The 20,988-nt window shown below is 70.5% G+C and carries 13 protein-coding genes; 4 read left to right on the forward strand and 9 right to left on the reverse strand.

Features of this window, described 5'->3' with window-relative positions; all coding sequences use genetic code 11:
* Nucleotides 1-269 precede the first annotated feature (269 nt).
* The 7 genes from ACQP2T_RS13765 to ACQP2T_RS13795 form a co-directional block, all read right to left on the reverse strand.
* Nucleotides 270-938, reverse strand: coding sequence for a hypothetical protein (locus ACQP2T_RS13765; protein ID WP_433516535.1), 669 nt, complete (start codon nt 936-938; stop codon nt 270-272).
* A 107-nt stretch (nt 939-1,045) separates the two neighbouring features.
* Complete coding sequence (locus ACQP2T_RS13770; RefSeq protein WP_433516536.1) at nt 1,046-1,264, reverse strand: EF-hand domain-containing protein; 219 nt, start codon at nt 1,262-1,264, stop codon at nt 1,046-1,048.
* A gap of 354 nt (nt 1,265-1,618) precedes the next feature.
* A complete protein-coding gene (locus ACQP2T_RS13775) occupies nt 1,619-4,396 on the reverse strand; it encodes a hypothetical protein (protein ID WP_433516537.1) in 2,778 nt (925 codons plus the stop codon).
* A complete protein-coding gene (locus ACQP2T_RS13780) occupies nt 4,393-7,554 on the reverse strand; it encodes a hypothetical protein (RefSeq protein WP_433516538.1) in 3,162 nt (1,053 codons plus the stop codon). The genes ACQP2T_RS13775 and ACQP2T_RS13780 overlap by 4 nt, the downstream gene beginning before the upstream one ends.
* Nucleotides 7,551-8,879, reverse strand: a complete 1,329-nt coding sequence (locus ACQP2T_RS13785) for an SWIM zinc finger family protein (protein WP_433516539.1) — start codon at nt 8,877-8,879, stop codon at nt 7,551-7,553. The genes ACQP2T_RS13780 and ACQP2T_RS13785 overlap by 4 nt, the downstream gene beginning before the upstream one ends.
* 78 nt (nt 8,880-8,957) lie before the next feature.
* Nucleotides 8,958-9,806 (reverse strand): hypothetical protein, encoded by an 849-nt coding sequence (locus ACQP2T_RS13790; RefSeq protein ID WP_433516540.1) that lies wholly within the window; start codon nt 9,804-9,806, stop codon nt 8,958-8,960.
* A gap of 233 nt (nt 9,807-10,039) precedes the next feature.
* Nucleotides 10,040-13,207, reverse strand: a complete 3,168-nt coding sequence (locus ACQP2T_RS13795; protein WP_433516541.1) for an amidohydrolase family protein — start codon at nt 13,205-13,207, stop codon at nt 10,040-10,042.
* Between the two features lie 244 nt (nt 13,208-13,451).
* Here ACQP2T_RS13795 and ACQP2T_RS13800 point away from each other — a divergent pair, with 244 nt between their 5' ends.
* Nucleotides 13,452-14,240, forward strand: a complete 789-nt coding sequence (locus tag ACQP2T_RS13800) for a MerR family transcriptional regulator (RefSeq protein ID WP_433516542.1) — start codon at nt 13,452-13,454, stop codon at nt 14,238-14,240.
* On the opposite strand, the gene ACQP2T_RS13805 is transcribed toward ACQP2T_RS13800, so the two are convergent.
* Nucleotides 14,228-15,304, reverse strand: a complete 1,077-nt coding sequence (locus ACQP2T_RS13805) for a maleylacetate reductase (protein WP_433516543.1) — start codon at nt 15,302-15,304, stop codon at nt 14,228-14,230. The two genes, ACQP2T_RS13800 and ACQP2T_RS13805, sit on opposite strands and share 13 nt — an antisense overlap.
* Complete coding sequence (locus ACQP2T_RS13810) at nt 15,301-16,185, reverse strand: intradiol ring-cleavage dioxygenase (protein ID WP_433516544.1); 885 nt, start codon at nt 16,183-16,185, stop codon at nt 15,301-15,303. The genes ACQP2T_RS13805 and ACQP2T_RS13810 overlap by 4 nt, the downstream gene beginning before the upstream one ends.
* An 80-nt stretch (nt 16,186-16,265) precedes the next feature.
* On the opposite strand from ACQP2T_RS13810, the gene ACQP2T_RS13815 reads away from it, so the two are divergent.
* From ACQP2T_RS13815 to ACQP2T_RS13825, 3 genes are all read left to right on the forward strand, one after another.
* On the forward strand, nt 16,266-16,916 hold the full coding sequence (locus tag ACQP2T_RS13815) for a TetR/AcrR family transcriptional regulator (RefSeq protein ID WP_433516545.1): 651 nt from the start codon (nt 16,266-16,268) through the stop codon (nt 16,914-16,916).
* A 273-nt stretch (nt 16,917-17,189) separates the two neighbouring features.
* A complete protein-coding gene (locus ACQP2T_RS13820) occupies nt 17,190-20,321 on the forward strand; it encodes a S8 family serine peptidase (protein WP_433516546.1) in 3,132 nt (1,043 codons plus the stop codon).
* A gap of 129 nt (nt 20,322-20,450) precedes the next feature.
* Nucleotides 20,451-20,855, forward strand: coding sequence for a hypothetical protein (locus ACQP2T_RS13825; protein ID WP_433516547.1), 405 nt, complete (start codon nt 20,451-20,453; stop codon nt 20,853-20,855).
* The last annotated feature ends 133 nt before the right edge of the window (nt 20,856-20,988 follow it).

Raw genomic sequence — 20,988 nt, forward strand, 5'->3', positions numbered from 1 at the left:
CTGTTCGGCTGATCCGCCTGAAAGAGGCGGGCGGGGAGGGCACGATGGTGTCTCACGAGCCGGCCAATTCGTGGAGGAGAAGGTGCAGGACGCCTTGTTCGGCGGCCCAGCCGCGAGAAGATCGCAGGTGGCGAGCCGATCAGGCAGATGACTCTTTCGCGGCCGAACGATGGGCCGCAGGAGCCGTCAGAGCCGCCTGTGCAGCAGAGATCGCTTGGCGAACCTGACCTACGATGGCATCCAAGATCTGCACTCGTTCTCCGGCGAGCTCAGCCATCGCCGACTTCGACGCCTCCTCGCAGCCCCCACTCATCAAGGCCGGAGTAGATCAACGCGATGCGACTCATGGGGAAGTCGAGTGACGTGGCCTCCCCCGTATAGAGCGCCACCAGCGAGTCGGGCCCCCTCCACCAGGTGTCCGCCAGACCCATCACCTCGCGCACCGGCTCGTACCCGTCCAACTCGATGCCATCGACGTCATCGCCGACGAGCCTGGTCACCTGCTTCGCCCACATGGATGCGTGGTGGGCCAGTGCCAGCGACTCCACCCAGCCCTCGACGGCCGCATGGAGAGGCGCCCACCTGTCCGCATGAATGCCAAACTCACCAGACGGACTGATCATGAATGAGTAGGGCACTGCGGTCCGCTGCATCCCCGCTTCGAACCACCACCCCGCAGAGTCCGATTCGGGTGAGTCCGGATCGAGGTACTTGGGGCCTCCGTCGTACTGCGACGCGGGTGGCAGGAGCAGACCGCCCCACCGCCTCTGGTAGGCCGCCATCCGGTCGATCACCGCTGCGGGGATGTCTCGCTCAAGCCACCACTGCCTGTGACCCTCGACAGGCCGAACGTCGATCTTGACGCCATGCACGCCCACAAACGATCGAGCTCGTCGGGTCAGGCCATCGGGTACGTCGTTGATGAGGTGAACATTCATCGGAGAGACGCTACCCAGTAGCCGTTGGGAGAGCGTATGCGCGCCGGACTGCCGAGTGCTGGCCTACTGGGCGACCTCGTGATCGTTTACGGCAGGCAAGCGCGCCGTCACTTGTTCCAGGCCACCAGGAACTCCGCTAACGAGATGCGCCCGTCCACGTCCCCATCATGCTCGTCCGAGGCTTTGAAGATCGAGTCGAGCTCGGCGGCGGTGACCTCCTCGCCGCGCGAGTTCACGGCGAGCGCGAACTCCTCGCGCGTGATGTATCCGTCCCCGTCGCGGTCGAACTCCTGGAACGTGGCGGCCGGGCCGTCGAGATCTGGCATGGGTGACCTCTCATCGTGCGATTCAAGCGGTGTAACGGACGAAGCAACATCGAAGCACGAGCTGGCACCCCACGCGAGGGATGACGGGCCGGAAAACGCCGGTCGCGGCGCTGGTGCCGGGAGTCTCGGAGCGCGGAACCAGCCGACTTCAGAAGCGGCCGAACCCACCGACCTACGAGCCATCCGGGCGAAGACGGCACACGAACTTGACCGGCCAGAAGGATGACGGCTGGAGGACCGCATGCTTGTCCTCCACCTGCGCGAACTCCTCGGCATCGTGTCCCACGCCGATGACGACTGGGGCGCAGCCGACCATGTCCGGCTGACCGCCGCCTTCCGCCGTCGCTGAGCCGATCAGGCATCCCGGGTCAGGAACTGGTGGAGGCTCCGGCAGGCTCGGGTCAGCGAGGTCGAACCGCGCTTCCCCGCATGCGCGGCCACCTCGGGGATCTCCCCCCGCGCGCCCGCCAACATGGCGATGTCGATGGCCAGCACGACAGCGTCGGTGTGCGGACGCTGGGCCCGCTCGCCCTCCCCCGGGAGGAAGGAGGCCAGAAAGTAGCGCATGATTGTCCATATCTCGGCGTGCGCGCCCTGCTTGGCGGCCAGCTCCAGCGAGGGCAACGCGGGGCCGGCCTCGTAGCGGGTGCGGCGGCCCAGCAGGCCCAGCAGGCGGCCCGTCTCGGCGGCGGGGAGTGCGCCCTTGGCCGCCAGCTGAAGCAGTGAGGGCACCGCGTCGTCGCCCTCCACAGTGAGGAAGTAGGCCAGGACCAGGGCCGTCGCCGGGCCGGACGCGCCTTCGGCCAGGGCCAGGTTGCGGAGGTCGTCGATCGCGATGTCCGGCGGGTCGAAACGGTCGATCAGGCCGAAGGCCAGATGGGCCGCCGCGAGCTCCCGGTGGTGGGGCGTCATGCCGGGCCAGAAGTCACGTGACACGCGCCGGAACGGGCGCGTCTCGGGCGCGGTCAGCAGGGCGTCGAGGTGGGCGAGACCGGTGGGCTCCGCTGACCGCCAGCTCACGTTGGCGATGCCGAGCTGGCCGAGGACACGGTCGTCGTAGGGCATGCCGAGGTCGAGGGTCCAGGTCAGCTCCACCTCCGGGGGTGGGGGCGCGCCGCGCTCGAACCAGCGGGCCACCACCTCGGCGGCCGCCGAGCCGATGCTCTTCGCGCGTTCGGCCAGGTCAGGGGCGGGATCGGGTGGGAGGCGTAACAGAGCCTGCTCCACATCCAGCGGGAGCGGTTCGCGGCCGGAGTGCGCGCACACGGCCAGGCGGTCGAGCAAGGTCTCGGGGTCGAGGTGGCCGTCGGCGCGGGTGGGGGTGGCCAGCAGGACCGGGGGTAGGGCTCCGGCCTTAGCCGCGCGCAGGAGTTCGTCGAGGCGGGACAGGAGGAAGGCGTGGGGGCGGGCGCACTCCCGCAGGCGGGGGAGGCGGTTCCAGGGGGTGGGCGCGGGTCGCGCCGTCGGGTCGTAGAGGTCGGTCTGGACATCGACCGTCCGCAGCATCTCCTGTACGTCGTCGGGCATCTCGTGGAGCGGGACGACCGTGCGGAGGCCAGGGAACAGCTGGAAGGCCGTGGCCGCGACGTTCACCATGCTGTCGTACAGGGCCTGCCCGAGACCGCCGGACAGGCCCTGCTCCTCGAAGATCGTTCTTCGGTACGACGGGCGCTGCCTCGGCGAACGAGACATGGGCGGCCCAGGATCTTCGCCGGGGTTGACGAGTTCCCTGGCCAGCGCGGTGCACCAGTCACGCGGGGACTGCCACGTCGGCCAGTCGTAGAGCACCGGCCGCAGGTGTTCGCCGAACCGCCGGGCCAGCGTCTCCTTCAGGGAGTCCGGATTCGTATGCGCTTCTCGCGTGACCGCCGCCAGCCACGCCTCGACGTCGATCCAGCCGACCTCCTCCGGCGGGCCGCTCTCCAGGTCGGAGGTGGGGAACGGGCCGGGGATGGTGGCCTCCGGCAGTCGGCCAGGGGTGAAGTCGCCACTCCAGCCTTCGGTGAAGCGCTCGAAGAGCTGCCGGGCCGAGGCCGGGGGCAGCAGTTCGGCCGCCTCCAGGATCGGCGCGGGGTCGGTGAGGTGGTCGGCGTGCTTGAGGGTGAGGGTGACCGCGCGGTCGCGTACCTCATGAGAGGTGTGCGCGTACGCGTTGGTCAGCGCGGTGACGTGGTCGGCCAGACGTTCCGGGTGGTGACGGAGGTCGCGGTCGAGCCAGGTCAGGCCCTTCACCGCGAGCTTGGCCTCCTGGCGGAAGGTCATCGCCTCGATGGCCTCGGCGGCGTCCGCCGGGTCGAGCGGCGCTTGGCGTACCTGCTGCCAGGCCAGCTCGGCTACCGGGCCCGGCGCGGCGGGCAGCAGGCGCAGGTAGTCGCGCAGCCGCGCGGCCGACTCCTCCGGAGAGGGCGCCACGAGCGTGTGCAGCCGGACGAAGAAGCGCAGGTCCCGTACGTCGCCGCCGAGCAGGAAACGGCTCACGCAGCCGGTGATGATCTGCTCGCGCGGCAGCGTGCGGGCGGCCAGGGCCAGCCAGTGGGACGGCTTCGGAGTGAGCGTCTCGTTGACCAGCGCCCGGCCCGCTCCGGCCGCCTCGAAGATCTTCGGAAGCAGGTGAGGCGTCAGCGGGTCCTTGGCCACTGTGACCGCCGACAACCAGGCCGCCACCAGCGGCTCGTGGTCGGGTGGGGTGGCCTCGCCGTCGCGCAGCAGTGCCAAGGCCAGCCGTACGATCCGGTCGTCGGAGCGGCGGATACGGCGCGCGAGCCGTACGGCCAGATCGGCCCGCCAGGCCACCGGGCGACCGGAGAGCGCCTTCACCAGCCGGTGCGGGCTCGGCGCGCCGGACCAGCGGGGATTGAGGTCGCGCTTCATCAGCCAGGTGGCCGCCCCGGCCGGGCCGGGAATGGTCGCCGCGCCCACCATCATCAGCACCTCGGACCGGCTGGTGATCTGGTCGTCGGGGTCCCAGCCGAAGGCAGGGGTCCGCGGCGGGCTCTCGCGGAGCTCGGCGAGCAGGCCCGGCAACTCGGCGGCGAGGGTGGCCCGCTCGGCGTCGGTGAGCTTCGGCAACCGCGACGCCAGACCCTCGGCGTCGTGGTGCAGCACGAGGTTCCGGATGTCGTCAGAAATCATGACATGGCTCCGGTGAGCTGGGCGTGCAGGCGCTTGCACTCGTGGACGAAGCGGATCGTCCGGCGGCTGCGTGCGAACTCGGCGACGACCGGGATCTCCCCGCGCGCACCGGTCCAGCGGGCCACGTCGGCGGCGAAGGCGACGAGCTCGGCGTGGGTCACGGTGATGCGCTGCCCCTCGCCCGGCAGTATCCCGGGCAGCAGGGCGCGCAGGATGCGCCACACCTCGTGGTGGCCGCCGGCGTCGGCCAGCTCGGTCAGGGCCGCGATGACGGGGCGGGTCTCCAGCCAGGTGCGGCGCAGCACCAGCGCGAGCTGGCGGCCGATCGCCTCGGCGGGCAGCTCGCCCCTGGCGGCCATGCTCAGGACCAGCGGGATCATGCTGGGCACGTCGTCGGCCAGGAGGAACGCGAGGATCACCGCCGTGGACTCGCCCATCGGGCCCTGGGCGATCTCCAGGCCGGTGATCTCCGCCGGGGTCAGCCACATGCCCCAGCGACCGCGTGGCATGAAGGGCAGGAAGTTGACGGCCACGACCTCGCGGTGCGAGGGCAGCATGGCGGGCCACGCCCTGAGCGTGCCGCCGAACTCGTCGAGCGTCCAATCGAACGGTTGGCGCAGCAGCACCTCGTCGATCAGCCGATGGCCGGTCGGGGCCGTCACCCGCAGCACGGGCTGCAGCCTGACCTCGGTGAAGTGCTCAGGTTCGCCGTCACCGAACTCGACCATGGACGCGCCGACCATGTGGCGCCACACGTGGCCGCATTCGGGATCGGCCATGCCGCCACCGGCGAGCCAGCGGGCGGCCGAGCGCGCCGCCTCCGAGTCGACCTTGGCGGCCCGGTCGGCCGCGGCCGGGTGGCTGCCCCGGGGCAACCGCAGCAGCGCCTGCGCCAGGTCGGCCGGGAGCGTCTCCACGCCGGCGGTGGCGCAGGTCTCCAGCCGGTCGACCAGTACGTCGGGATCGAGGTGGCCGCTCATCCAGGTCGGCGTGGCCAGCAGCACCGGCGGCAGGGTGTCGTCGCGGAGCGCCTCGGCGAGTTCCGCGTAGCGGTGCAGCAGGAAGTCGTGGGGCGGGGAGACGTGATCGGGGTGGGGCAGGCGGTTGCGCCGCCGCCACTCGTCGTTCTCGGACAGCGCCTCGGGCATGAAGGAGCGCAGCCGGGGCGGCACGAAGACGACGGTCACCTGCACGAGCGGCTCGCCCGGGCCTGGCGGGGGTACCTGCTCCTCCGCCCGCATCGCCGCGATCCGGGCGGGGTCCACGCCGAGCTCGGCCATGCGCTCGTAGACGTCGTCGAGGACGAAGGACGGCATGGCCTCCTCGGAGTCGTCGTACAAGACGCCGGGCCTCTTCCGCACCGGCCGAAGGTGATTCGGCGGTCCGTTGTCGGTGGGGGAGTCGTACAGCTGGATCCGGCCCTTGGCGAAGGGGATCTGCCGGTCGCCTTCGTGGGCCACCGCCTCGTCCGGGCCGTCGTCGCTGGTCCAGGTGATGGTGAAGGCGCGCAGTGGGGCGTCGTCGTCGAGATAGCGGCCAGGCTGGTAGGCGCTGCCCATCATGATCCCCCGGCCCTCCGGCTCCGGGGCGGGCTCCTCGCCACGAGTGAGGGTGCGTACTCCCACGGAGCAGCTCGCGCTGTCCCAGAACTTCTCCGGCCGGACCGGCGGTGGCTCCGGCACGCTGCCGGGGGCCACGAGCTCGGCGGACAGCGCCGACTGCCAGTCATCGGGGTCGAGGCGCACCTTGCTGGACCGCCAGTGGCCCTGGCCCTGCTCGACGTGCGGCTTGAGCTTGCGGCGTAGTTCCGCCCGGTCGTCGGCGATCCCGGCGACGAAGGCCGCCAGCCAGCGCTCCTGGCCGATCCAACGCTCGTGGTAGTCGTAGTTGGGGAAGATCGACGGCTCGGGGAACCGCCGCGCCTCCGGCGGCTCGGGCAGTGGCGGGAACTCCTTCCGCTCCAGCACCTCCTCGACCGGGGTCTCCCCGCCGAACCGCTCGGTCAGCTTCGCGCCCAGGTCGGCGGGGAGGTGGTGGACGCCGTCAAGGATCACCTCGGTGTGGTCGGCGAACCGGCCGGCGTGTTTCAGGGTCAGCTCGGCCGCGCGGTTGCGCACGTCGAAGGATTTGTGCGCGTACGCCGTAATCAGCGCGGTGACGAAGTCGGCGGCCGCTTCGGGCGTGGCCCGGATCGCCCGGTCGAGCCAGCGCAGACCGGTGGCGGCGAGCTTGGCTTCGTCCCGGAAGGTGAGCGCGTCGACCGCCTCCACCAGGTCGGCGTGGTCGATCGGCATCGCTCCGCGTACTTGCCCGGCGGCCAGCTCGGCGACCGTGCCCGGGGCCGACGGCAGCAACCGCAGGTAGTCGCGCAGGCGGGGCGCCGACTCCGCGGGCGTGGGGTCGAGGAGCGTGTGCAGCCGTACGAAGAACCGCAGGTCCTGCGCCTCGCCGCCGCGCAGGAAGCGGCTCACGCAACCGTCGAGCAACTGCTCCCTGGGCAACTCGCGGGCGGCGGCGGCCAGCCAGCGGGTCGGCCGGGGCTCCAGCCGCTCGTCACGGAGAACGCGGCCCGCGCCGTCGGCGTCGAAGACGCGAGGCAGCAGTACGGGGGTCAGCGGGTCATCGGCCACGCTCGGCGCGGCCAGCCAGGCGGCCACCAGCGGGTCGTGGTCGGGTGGCACGGCGCCGGACTCGCGCAGCAGCGCCACGGCCAGCGGCGCGACGCGGTCGGCGGGACGACGCACCCGCTGGGCCAGCCGGACCGCGACATCGCGCCGCCACTCCAGGGGGCGGGTGGCCGCCACCCGGCACACCTGGGCGATGTCGGGGTCTTCGGCCCAGCGGCGGTTGACGTCGCGGCTGGTCATCCACGTCACGGCGGCCGCCGGGCCGGTGATGACGCCGACACCGGTCAGCAGCAGCGCGCCGGCCAGTTCGTCGAACAGTTCGCCGACCTCCCAGGAGGCCATCTCCTCGAAGTCGTCGGGATACCGGGCGCGCACCTCCTCGGTGTGGGCGCGGCGCAGCTCCTTGACGAAGCCGGGCAACCGCCCGCCCAGCTCGGCGCGCTCCTCCTCGGTGAGCGTGACCAGCCGGTCGGCCAGGCGGGTGACCTCGTTGCCAGTGACCAGGTAGCGGATCTCCGTCCAGAGGCTCATCGGGAGACCTCCACGGCGGCACGGGCGACGATCCGGGCGGCCAGCACGTGTTTGCACGGCCCACGGGAGCCGCGATGGTCCCACCACCACTCGCAGGTGCAGGAGCCGTCGGTCAGAGAGACCCGGCGCGCGCCGCCCGAGGTACGGACGGTGGCCAGCTCGCCTTCGAGGCGTACGGCGCCCGCGTCGACGAGCTTGCGCGCCTTGGCCAGCCGTGGGTTGAGCAGGAGCACGTTGTCCTTGTCGTAGGGCAGCTCACGGTGGAAGTGAGCGGCCTCCGACAGGTCGTAGCCGACCCGCCCGGCGACGCCGAGCTGCGTCAGCGCGGCCCGCACCCGGTCGGCGGGGATGCCCGCGCGGTCGGCCAGCAGGCCGATCTCGATCTCGGGCTCGAAGTTGAGCAGCATGCCCACCACGTCGGCGTCGTTCTCGGCCTCGTCGGTGGCCAGGTCGTCGAGCACCGCGCCCTCGCCGGAGAAGCCGCGCCAGCGCTCGGGCGAGAGGGTGAGCGTGTAGCGCATGCCCGGCAGCTCCAGCTCCCAGGCGCTGGAAGCGGCGTCGGCCGGGCCGTACATCCGCAGGGACTTCGCGAAGCGCAGCAGCGGCAGGAGGGTGCCGAGCCGGTTGGGTCCGGCGACCTGGACCGAGCCCGGAACCCGCTGGCCGGAGACCTTCAGCTCCCGCCCCGCCTGCGCCACCCACACCGTGCCCTTCTTGGGCAGCCCGCGCAGGAACCGCACCGCCGCCATGCCGGTCAGCTCACCGCGCTGGTCCATGCCCGAGGCGATGACCTGCACCTCGGCGAATCCGCGTAACCAGCGTTCGGGCAGCGGCACCTTCTTCTCCACCACCGCGCCGTCCATCGTGGTCACGACCAGCTCGTCGAGCCCGACCCCCAGGTGCATCGGGTCACGTGCGCCGATGCGCGCCAGCGCCTCCCGGAGCGGCGCGTTCACGTCGACGTTGGTGGTGCCCCGGTCGAACACCTCGCCGTCGAGCGCGCCGTTCAGCAGGTCAAGCCGGGCGTACACGCCGCCACAGGCCGAGAACGACTCGAACCGCAACCGGTCTCCGTTGCACGTCACCACCGGGTCGCGCACCCAGCCGGGCCGCGCCTGCGGCTGGTGGTAACGGGCCAGCGCCACGTCGGCGACGCCGAGCAGGGCCGCCGCGGCGGGCGCCGCCTGGGTCACCACGCCGCTGAAGAACCGGGGGGCCACGGCCGGGCCGGACAGGGCCCGGCCGCCGGAGGTCGCCAATCCGAGACGACCGTCGACAAGGGAGGAGGGCGCGGCGTAGGTGTACGCCTGCGTCGTTGAGGTCATGGCCGGGACACTAGATCGCCCCACCGACAAACCGGCGTGCCGTGATGCGAAGAGTTCGCGTCGCGGTGCCGACAGGTGTTACAGCAGGGATCCGGCCAGCGGGATGTTCTGTGTCCGCAGGGCGCCGGTGACCAGCCGGGCGATCCGCCGGGCGCCGTACGCCTCGAAGTGGGTGTGGTCGTTGCAGAAGAACTGTCCGACCGGCCCGGAGGTGTAGTCGCCGTTGTTGGGGCACAGGCCCAGGGAGTTGTAGTAGTCGACGCTGAGGGTCTGCAGGTCGATGATCGGTGAGCCGGTGGCGGCGCCGGCGGCGGTGGTCTGGGAGACGAAGCCGCGGTTCTTGACCGCGGTGCTGCCCGAGCAGGTGATGGCCGCGACGGCGGTGAGCAGGATCGGGTGGGCGCCGCGGTCCTTCGCCGCCTGCACCATCATCGTCATCAGCGCCTGGTAGCGCGCGGTGCCGACGTGGCGTGGGCAGGTCGTCGAGCTGTCGTTGATGCCGAACTGGATGAACAGGTAGTCACCGGCCTTCATGCCGGTGAGCATCTGCTGCCACCGGGAGGAGTAGGCGGTGGAGCTGAGGACGCACTCGCCGTTCGAGCCGATCGTGGAGGTCACGTTCCCCTCGTAGAGCCAGGTCTGGATGCTGCGCCCGGCGACGGCGAGGTTGTCGACCACGATGTTGGTGTGGAACAGCGAGTCGAATTCGGTGGCCCAGCCCACGGGGCAGGTGGAGCTGGGGTTGGCCATGGTCGAGTCGCCGGCCATCCAGACGGTGGTCGTCGCCACGGCGGTGGTCGCGGCCGCGTTGGCGACCCGGGCGGTGCACCCGGTCGCGCTGGTCGCCGTGGCCGAGGCGGGGCTCGGGGCGGCCAGCGCCAGGGATGTCACCAGGGCAGAGACGATGGATAAGAGGACCTTACGCATGGTTTCTCCTGTCACCCCAAAGGCGAAAGGGCCGCGTCAGCTACTGTGAGCGCTAACATTCAAGGGAGTAATCCCTTCGTGGGCGCCATTGAGGGATAGCGGTGATGGCCCAGAGCAAATATGACGCCGCCGAGGCTTGTCAATCGCGGTGTCAGCTCTCCGGTCCCTGCCGATCGCGAAGGTCTTCTAACCGGGCGTTGCCTCGCCCACGCGGGTCGTACCCGATGAAAATTTCAGTGGTCGTGGCAGCAGGCGACCCGGGCTGCCTCGAGTTCGGCGGGGTCGTTCCACCAGTGGCTCGCGGCGCTCTGGTGGACGGGGACCCGGTCCTTGACCTTGCCGGAAGGCGCGGAGGCCGCGGGTGTCGCCTGGTCGGTGGTGGTGGAGGACGGGTAAGGCGCGAGGAGCTGCTCGACGGTGTGGTGTCTGCCGCCGACGACGACGGCGGTGACGTTGGCGGCGTCCTCGATGCGCGACAGCGGGTCGCCGTCGATGATGGCCAGATCGGCGTACATGCCCTTGGCGATCCTGCCCAGCGGGAGGCCGAGGTAGGCCCCGGACGTGCTGGTCGCTGAGGTGAGCGTTTCCCGTGGCGTCAGGCCGTACTTGACCATGGCGCGCAGGTTCATGTGCAGGCTGATCCCGAGGTGGTCGATCGGTGCGTCGGTGCCCGCGGTGACCACGCCGCCGCCGCGGATCATCGCCACGAGCTGCGCGACCTGGTTGGCGAGGTTCGTCCTGATCACCTGGACCGCCGTCGGGTCGGCGGTCTGCGCCGTGGTGACCGTCGCCCGCAGCGCGGTCATCCGCCAGTTCGGGTAGAGCCGGCGCACTCGTTCGTCGGTGACCAGTGAGGTGTCGTCCCTGTAGAGGGTCGAGGAGTTGAACAGGGTGGGGGTTCTGGCCATCTTCGAGGCGTTGAACATGGAGATGACGTCCGAGTAGGCGGAGCCGACGTTCGTGACGGTGCGTGAGTAGCCGAACCGGTTGGTGGCGCCGACGTGCTCGGTCTGGTCGCCGCCCATGGCGATCGCCGGATAGTGGTAGTGCGAGCTGACCGGCTTGCCCTGGCGGTGGGCCCAGTCGATGACCTCCTTGTGCCAGACGACCGGTAGCCGTACGTAGCACTTCATCATGTCGTAGTCGAGGGCGGCGGCCCGCCGCAGTTCGAGCAGCAGCTGGTCGTGGGAGTACGTCGGGCGCATGAAGTTGTAGTAGACGCGCGGCCCGTCGATGGCCTCGCCCGTGCCCAGGTAGCGCGGTGCGAGCCGGGCGCCGGACTGGACCGACTCGCGCTCCTCGACCATGTGGTACGCGGGTGAGCCAGGTGAGCGCGTCGTGGTGACGCCCAGGGCGAGCCACAGCGGACCCTGTCGCGATCCGTACGCGTAGCCCTGCATCTCACGGTGATGGTGGATGTCGATCAGGCCGGGCATGACGAACCTGTCGCGGGCGTCGATCCGGGTGCCGGGCCTGCCGTCCCGGTGCGGCTCGATCGCGGTGATGCGCTGGCCTCGTACGATGATGTCGACGTCGCGGACGACGCTCTTGGAGACGCCGTCCCACATGCGCCCGGCGTGAATGACGACCTGATCGGGACCGGTGTCGTTGCGCCAGGTCAGCTTCATCGGAATCGACCGGGCGGGCTTGCCGTCGAGGCCCACGCTCTTGAGACGTCCCTCGTTCAGGTAGAGGAGGGTGGCCGAGCCGCCGGCCCAGACAGGGGCGTCGGAGACGTCCCGGGTGACCTGACGGGCGCCGCCGGTGGGCCGTCCGGTCTTGTCGACGGGCAGGACCCACAGGACCGATTCCATGGCGAAGGCGAGCATGGTGCCGTCAGGCGACCAGACGGGGCCGTCGTCACCACGGGTCTGCAAGGACCGATGTGGCGCGGGGTCGATGTAGGTGCCGGCACCCGTGGCCCGGTCGACGAGCAGGATCTTGGACAGCCCCTCACGGTAGCGTCGTGAGTACGGCACCACCGCGGCCAGCGCGAGAGTCTTGCCGTCGGGTGACCAGGTCGGGCGGCCTGGTTCGAAGGTGGCGTCGAAGATCTTCTGGATGTCGCCGGTGGAGACGTTCACCGACCACAGGGCGCCGTCCTGGTCCAGGTAGGCGATCTCCCTCCCGTCGGGTGACCATCTGACCGACAGGGCGGCCGAGTCGGTCAGATGGGTGATCTGCCGGTCGGTGCCGGTGCTCAGGTCGCGGGCCCAGATGTTGAGGGTGCCGGTGCGGTCGGTGACGAATGCCAGTTGCCGCCCGTCCGGGGAGAAATCCGGGTCGGCCTTCCACCAGTGGTCACGGAACAGCGGTTCCGGCGTGCCACCGCCGCGCATCAGATAGATGTCGTTGAGCGCGCGGAAGGCGATGGCGGACCCGTCCGGGGACACGGCCGGGCTGCCGATTCCGACGACGGGGAATGACCCGGGCTCGTCGAAAACGCGGACCTTCTTCTTGTACTTCGGAGTCGTCGTCGTCAGCGCGGCGGTGAAGCCGATGGTGCCGACGGACGCGGAGTTGAGGCGGCGGACCTTGATGGTGCCCGCGGAGGTGTAGTAATAGCGTCCGTCCGGGGCGAACCGGGCACGGAACGGGAAGACCTCCTCGCCGGTGACGAGGGTGCCCGCGGTGCCGGCCAGATCATTGGCGCCCGAGTGGAAGAGGTGGTAGGCGAGGTCGGTGCCGTTCGGCAGCCAGGACGGCTGGTGAATGACCTGACCGGCCGGGACCGTGACCGCGGTGGCGCGCGTGCCGCTGGCGACCTCGATGACGTCGATCCTGGTGTCGGCGACGACGAACGCGATCTTGCTCCCGTCGGGTGACCAGGCCGGCTCGTACTCCTCGGCGGAGGTGTCGGTCAGGACGTGGGTCGCTCCGGTGGCGACGTCGAGCAGGTGGATCCCGTAGCTACCCCCGGCGTCGGAGGAGTAGGCGATGGTGCGCCCGTCCGGGCTGTAGCGGGGCTCGCGATGATCGAACGGGCCGGTGGTCAACTGGGTGATCGCGGACCCGTCGGGGCGGATCGTCCACAGGTTGAAGACGCCGTCGCGGTACGACTGGAACACGATGGTGCCGCCGTCCGGGGACCAGTCGGGCTGGGCGATGTCGTACAGATCGCTGGTGAGCCTGCGGGCGGTGCCCCCGGAGGCGGAGCAGACCCACAGGACGCCGAGCAGGTCGAGGGCGAGCAGGCGGCCGTCGGGGGAGGGTGCGACGGCGTAGTCGGTGCCGGAGGCGACGGCTGTCTTGCCGGCGTTCTCCGCTACGCCTGCCCTCGCCGGTGCGGCCGGGGCGAGCAGGGCGGCACCGGCGCCCGCCAGGACGGCCCGGCGGGACGGGCGGGACATCGATCCGGAGGCGGAGGTGAACGCGTCGGGAGAAACCGGCGAGTGAGACATGGGGGGATTTCCACTCCACTATTCACGCATGGTCAGGTGGCCATCGAGCAGCGGCGGGCTGACGCGTTCAGTGAGGGCGGTGGGACCTGCTTGACCAAAGTGATTGCATAGGAATGTACATACGTCGGTCAACAGAATTGGTCAAGAGGATTGGCCAAGAGGAAGCCGGTGGGACGGGATCGCGTCGTGGGGCGTTCGCGTCGCTCGCCTGGCGCCGGAAGATCGCCTGAGGCAGTCTGAGATCATGCTCACCATCAGCCAGCTTGCGGCGTATGCCGGCGTGACGGTGCGGGCGGTACGCCACTACCACCAGATCGGGCTGCTGCCGGAGCCCGAACGCGACCGCTCCGGATACCGGACCTACGACACCGCCGCGATCGTGCGGCTGATCCGGATCCACACCCTGGCCGACGCCGGCGTACCGCTGGCCCGTGTGCAGGAACTCCTCGACGCCGGCCCGGAGGAGTTCGCCGATGGCGTCCAGGAGATCGACAAGGAACTGCGCGCCGAGATCCGGCGGCTGCGGGGCACTCGCGAACGGCTCGCCCGGCTCGCCGCCGGAGAGCACCTGGCGCTCCCGCGGAGTGTCGTCGACTACCTCGACCGGCTGCGCGGCCTCGGCGTCGACGAGCGGTACATCGAGCTGGAGCGGGACAGCTGGATCCTGGTCGCCGCCCAAGTGCCGCACCTGATCGACGCCGTGATCGCCAAGAAGCACGAGCAGCTGGACGACCCGGACATGCTGCGGCTGTACGGCTTTCTCAGCGGGCCACTCGACTGGGCGGCCAACGATCCGCGGGTCGTCGAGATCGCCGACATCCTGGAGCGCCTGGCGATTCGCGCTGTGGAGGCCGGCGAGGTGGGTGCTGCCCAGGGCGTCGACGACCGGTTCGTCGACCTGATGGACTCGGCCATGGTCGAGTCCTCACCGGGCGCCGCGCGGATCCTGGCGATCCTGGAGGAGCGGGGCTGGCGGGGCTGGACCCGCATCGAGCGAGTGCCCGCCGGCAGACTCAACGCTCAGGCTGAGTGATCGAGGTCGGGAGGCTCGCCCGCCCATGCGGTACGCAGGAGCCCGGTCAGACCTTCCGCGGTGACCTCGACCGGGTTGGCGTACGGGTCGGCGAGCACCTCGTCGACGATCCGGGGGATGTCCGTCTCCGCCATTCCCAGCTGCCGCAGCGACCGCGGGGCGCCGAGCTCGCCGGCGAGCTCCCACAAGCGGCGCGCCGGGTCCGGGGTGTCGCCGAGCGCGCGGCGCAGCGCGGCCACGGCCTGTGGCGCGCCCGGCTGGTTGTAGGCGAGAACGTGGGGGAGGACGACCGTGTGCGTGGGGGCGTGGGGAAGGCCCAGCGTGCCGCCGAGGCTGTGGCACAGCTTGTGATGCAGCGACATCGTGGTGGCGCCGAGGCAGGCGCCGCTCAGCCAGGCTCCGTACTGGGCCTGCTCGCGGGCTTCGAGGTCGCCGTTGTCGCGTACGAGGGCGGGCAGAGCGGTGGTGAGGGCACGGACGCCCTCCTCGGCCATCAGCGAGATGATCGGGCTGGTGTCGGGCGCGTACAGGGCCTCCACGGCGTGCGCGGCGGCATTGATCCCGCTGGTCACCGACAGGGCGGTGGGCAGGGTGAGGGTGAGTTCGGGGTCGTAGAGGACGCTGACCGGCAGGACGCGCGGATCCCGGCCGGTGCGCTTGCGTCCGTTCTCGGTCAGCCCCCAGATGGGCGTCATCTCCGAACCGGCGTAGGTGGTGGGGACGGCGAGGACCGGCAGCCCGTGGGTCAGGGCGACCGCTTTGCCCAGGCCGATCGCCGAGCCGCCGCCGACGGCGACGCAGCAGTCGGCCCCCAGCGCTCGGGCTCGGTCCCGGGCGAGGTCGGCGATCTCCAGCGGTACGTGCATGCGGGCCTCGGCCAGGAGCCCCGCCGAGCGGCCGCCGAGCGCGTCGGCGATCATCCGGCCGGTGGACTCCTGCTCGGGGCCGCAGAGGACCAGCGCCCGCCGGTGTCCCAGGCGCTCGATCTCCTGGGGCAGCGACTTCACGGCGCCGACGCCGAAGACCACCCGCATCGGCAGGGCGTGGTAGGTGAACGGGGTCACGGCCGGGGCTCCTCAGGACGGAGCACCACATCGAAGTGAACGGTACGGAACGGGTTGGGCAGGCCGGCCTCGGCCGCCCGGACGGGGTCGTCGACGGTGGGAAACTCGCGTACGAGGCTGTCCTTCACGCCGAAGACCGCGTCGGAGTCGATGTAGGGCGTGTCCGCGACGAACAGGTGGGTGACCAGGGGGCGGAAGCCGGTGGCCCGGACGTCGAAGTGCACATGCGCGGGCCGGTTCGGGTGGCGCCCGGTCGCCTGGAGCAGCCGGCCGACGGGCCCGTCGGAGGGGATCGGGTAGTGCCGGGGCACGATCGACCGGAACCAGAAGCGTCCCTCGTCGTCGGTGGTGAACAGCCCGCGCAGGTTGCGCTCGGGTTGGCGATCGGGCTGCTGTACGTCGTAGAAGCCGTCCGCGTTGGCCTGCCACACGTCCACGGCGGCGCCGGGAACTGGAGTGCCATCAGTTGTCCTGACCGTGCCGGTGACCAGGCACGGCTCGCCCTTCCCGTCCAGCGCGATGTCGGCGCCGAGCTCACGCGGTGGCGACTCGACGACGTGGAACGGCCCTTCCACGGTGGACTCCGTGGCCTCGCCCGCGCGGTTGTTCATGGTCTCCACCAGCATGGACACGCCGAGAACGTCGGACAGCAGGATGAACTCCTGCCGGACCGGCGTACAGGTCGCGCCCACCTCGGTGAGGAAGCCGATCGCGGCCGTCCACTCCTCGATCGTGGGCTCGACGTCCTTCACGAACGCGTGCAGGTGCCGTACGAGCGAGGTCATGATGGCGCGCAAGCGCGGGTCCGGGGTGTCGGCGAAGGTCGCGGCGACGATCTCGGCGGAGTGCTCCTCGCTGAAGTGCGCCGCAGGTGCGGTCATGTTTGGTCCTCACACGGTGATGTGAACTAATATTCCGGTTTTGCGCTTGAGGTTGTCAACCATCTCGCTACACTTTCGCAGTGAGTAGTAGCGACGCGTCCCCGACGCCGGTTGCCCGCCAGGCACGCAGCCGTGAGACCCAGAATCGCATCTTCGAGGCCGGCATCCGCCTCCTGGAAGAGGGCGGACCGGAGGCGCTGACCGTCGTCGCGGTCGCAGAGGCCGCCGAGGTGTCGGTGGGCAGCGTCTACCGGCGGTTCGGCGACAAGGAACGGCTGCTGCTGGCCCTCCAGGCCCGGTTCACCGACGAGTTGGCCGCGGAGTTCTTCCGGCGCCTGGCCGACCTCGACCTGTCGGCGGCGACGCCTCCCGACGTGGTGATCGCCGCGGCGGTGGAGGGCGCGGCCGGGTCGCTGCACTCCCATGCCGCCTTGATGCGGGTGTTCATGCTGCTGGGCACCCAGAACCCGGCGGTCCTCGCGCACGGTTCGGCCGTCAGCGTCCAGGGCAACCAGGTCTTTCGCGACACGGTCCTGCTGGCGGCACCGGCGCTGCGGCATCACCCGGACGTCGAGGCGGCGATCGACTTCGCCTACCGGATGATCTACGCGACCTGCGCCCACCGGATCATCCACGGTGAATACCTGGAGTCGCGCCGCCCCCTGCCCTGGCCGGAGCTGATCGACCAGTTGCGGCGAGCCGTCACGGCCTACCTGCTGAGCTCGCACTGAGTCTGTGAACTCATATTCGCATTTAATGCGAATATGGATTTACATTCTGCGGCGACCCAGCGACTCTGGCCCCCTTCGTCGAAACGGCCGGTTCCAGTGGGGTGCTGCGCACGTGGCTCGATGGCGAGCGCACGCTCTACAACCACGCGGCCGAGCGCGACGCGCTGGTCGCCGACTGGTTCGCCGACCACCTGATGTCCGGATCCTGAGAACCGTCCGCGTGCGCGGGCGGGGTGTTGGCTATATACGTTCAACGTAGTATCGTCTCGCTCCATGCTCAGAAGATCGTTAAGTGCCGTCCTGGCCGTCCTGATCGGCGCGACCCCCGCACACGCGGCGACGCCCGCGGAGGCGGCCGGGCCAGGCGGTGTCACCTTGATCACCGGCGACCGCGTCGTGGTCACCGGTGCGTACCAGCGCGTGGAGCCAGGGCTGGGCAGACGGGTGAGCTTCACCCGGCAGGTGATCGACGGCCACGTGTACGTGATCCCGTCCGACGCCCGGCCGCTGCTGGCGCAGGGCCTGCTGGATCGGCGGTTGTTCGACATCACCCAGCTCCTGGCGTGGGGTTATGACGACGTCGGCACGTCCGACATCCCGCTGATCATCCAGTCCGCGCAGGCGCCCACGGGTGCCCGGACGACCCGGAGCCTGCTCGGTCTCGGCATGAACGCGCTCAGCGTGCCGAAGGTGAGCGCCGCCCAGACGTGGAAGGATCTGACCGGCGGCACCCGCGCTCTCGGCACCGCGAAGACGAAGCTCTGGCTCGACGGCCGCCGCACCTTCGACCTCGACCGCAGCGTCAAGCAGATCGGTGCGACGCAGGCCTGGGAGCGTGGTCTGACGGGCAAGGGGGTCACGGTCGCCGTGCTCGACAGCGGCTACGACGCCGGCCATCCCGATCTGAAGGGTGTCGTCGTACAGGAGCGGAACTTCAGTGACGACGCGGACATGCGCGACACCGTCGGGCACGGCACCCACGTCGCCTCCATCGTCGCCGGTGCCGGCGAGAAGTACCGGGGCGTGGCCTACGGTGCCAAGCTGGCGATCGGCAAGGTCGGCAGCCGGTACGTGCGCGATTCCGCCGTCCTGGCGGGCATGGAGTGGGCCGCCGCCGAGGTCAAGGCGAAGGTGGTCAACATGAGCTTCGGCTCGCCTGACACCCCGGAACTCGACCCCGTTGAGCAGGCGGTGAACACGCTGTCCGAGCGTACGGGCACGCTGTTCGTGGTTTCCTCGGGCAATCGCCGCGATCTTCCCGTCTCCAGCCCCGGCAGCGCCGACGCCGCGCTCACCGTCGGCGCCGTCGACCGTGAGGATCGGCTGGCCGGCTTCTCCAGCAAGGGGCCGCGCGAAGGCGACCACGCGGTCAAACCAGACCTCACCGCGCCCGGCGTGGGCATCATGGCCGCGGCCGCCGAGGGCACCGCGGACGGCCCGTACGTCGCCCACAGCGGCACCTCGATGGCGGCCCCGCACGTGGCCGGAGCCGCCGCGATCCTCGCCGGACAGCACCCGGACTGGACCGGCCGACAGCTCAAGGCCGCGCTTGTCGGCAGCGCGAAGCCCATGGACGGGGCGACACCGTACGAAGCGGGCGCGGGCCGGGTGGATGTGGCGCGGGCGGTCACCCAGCCGGTCCTGGCCGATCAGGCCAACGTCTGGGCGGCCTTCCCCTGGGACGGCTCCGGGCGGAGCCGGACCACAACCATCACGTACGCCAACTCCGGTGACGCGCCCGTCACCCTCGACCTCACCGCCGACGGCGGCACGCTGAAACTGTCCACCCGGCGACTCGATGTGCCCGCCAAAGGGACGGCCTCGGTCACGCTGACCATCGACGCCGATGGCAAGGCGCCCGGCGACTACCCCGGAACCATCACCGCCACCTCCGGCGAGACGACGATCCGCACGCTGGCCGGCGCGTACGTCGAGCCGGAGTCGTACGACGTGACACTCACCGCCACCGGCAAAGAGGGCGACGTGACCGACCTCTTCACCCAGGCCTACCGCCCTGGGACCGGTGAGATGCGACAGCGGGTCTTCACCGGCGCGACCGGCGTGATCAGGCTGCCGAAGGGCGAGTGGAACCTGTACGCCGAGATCTACGACTCCGCCGACAAGATCACTATCGCCCACACCGCTCTAAAGGTGGACGCCGACCGGAAGGTGATCTTGGACGGCCGCCAGGCCCGGCAGGTCCGCTTCGCGGTCGACGATCCGCAGGCGACCCCCCGTGCCTCCGTCTTCGTCCAGCTCGGCAACGGGTCGTGGGAAGTGAACTGGGGCGCCGACCTCGATATCCGGCAGGACCTCTTCGTCATCCCCGTCCGGGAGGCCGGCCTGCGTTACATGGTCAGGACCCTCTGGGACGGCACGGACCCCTCCGGGCATCCATACGTTTACGACCTGGCCGACTACCGCGTCGGCGGGCTACCCGAGGACCCGTCGTACACCGCCGAACGGGACAAGCTCGCCAAGGTGACCGCGACCTACCGGGCCTTCGGAGTCGCCGTCAAGGCCAAGCCGTCCTTCTCGCCGCGGTTCGGCGATGCCCCGGGCGCCTTCGCCGAGTCGACCCTGGCCGAAGTGAACCTGCCGGGCACCGTCACGTACTACCGCACGCCGGGGATCGTCTGGGACAGCATGCTGCAGACCGGCACCACGGTGGTCTCCGACCAGGGCAGGGTCATGAAGCCCGGGCACACTCGGGAAGTGTGGAACGCGGCGGTCTCCGGCCCGTCGCTGAGCACCCCCACCGGCGCTCGCACCGGTGACGACCTGACCGTCCACGCCGGCCGGCTCTTCGCCGACGGCGTCGCGGGCCGCACCGGGGCGGACAGCGCGGCCACCGGTACCGCGACTGTCAGCACCGGCGGGCAGGTGCTCGCCAAGGCCGACCTGTCCGGCTGCGACATCGCCGACGCCTCGTCCTGCGCGTTCAACGCCGCCATGCCTCGGGAATCGGCCAGGTACACGCTCAGCATGACGATGCACAGGCAGGTCCCGCACTCGGCACTGTCCACGGCGGTGGAGACGACGTGGGAGTTCGACTCGGCGCACACCACGGAGCGACAGCCGCTGCCACTCACGGCGATGCGGTTCACCCCCGCCGACCTCAACCTCCTCAACCAGGCTAAACCCGGCACGGTGACCAGGGTGCCCATGTGGCTGGAGCGCAATCCCGGCAGCGCCGCGGCGAAAGTGAGGTCCGTACAGCTGGAAGCGTCCTTCGACGATGGAAAGTCGTGGCGGCCGATTCCGGTTACACCGTCCGGATCCAGCTGGACGGCCGCCATCCGGAACCCGCGTACGCCGGCGTTCGCCTCCCTCCGCGTTGCCGTCACCGACGCCTTTGGAACGAAGCTCGTCCAGACCGTCGCGCGCGCTTACGGCATCGCCTGACGGTCCCGGCCTTTCGCCACCTGCGGGAATTGAGGCGACCCACTTCGCGGCGGCGACGCTGTCGCCGCCGCGAACGTGCTGGTGATCGCGGTGGGCCGCATCACCTCTTCCTCGCCTCGTATCGTAGCCATGCGATCACGGTCAGCGACTCGCCGAGGCGAAGGAGCCGCGCTCGACCCGCGGGCGTTCGACCAGATCAACGCGGGCTTGGACCTGACCGTGTCCGCGCTGACCGGGATCGTCACGACCACCAACAGCGGCACCGACGAGGGCGGCGAATGGTGGCGCATGTGGCTGTCCGACCCTGATGTGCCACGCTCGTGGGCCGCGGTCACGTGCAGGCCGGGCTCGAGGATCGCCGTCCAGCAGTCTGGCGACCGGCCGTTGTGGGATGAGGTTCTTCAGGCGTACGCCCGGTGGGTGTCCTGGGGCGAGCCGGGTTGGCGTGACTTCGGCGTCACCGTCACTCCGGGGGGCCGGCAAATCTGGCTGGACACCCCGGAGCGGGTGCTGGGCCCTGAGGCGCGGACCTGAGGGAGAAGGCATGGCCTGCCGGGTGGCCCGGAGGTGAGACTCCTCCGGGCCACTCGTCGCGCCAGCCCCGTTCGGCTAGGCGGGCCCCTGTTCATATCAGGATGCAGGCGGATGATGACCTTCCTTTGGCCTA

The organism is Nonomuraea sp. CA-143628, from assembly GCF_050942315.1.
In the GTDB taxonomy this organism is placed as follows: Bacteria; Actinomycetota; Actinomycetes; order Streptosporangiales; family Streptosporangiaceae; genus Nonomuraea.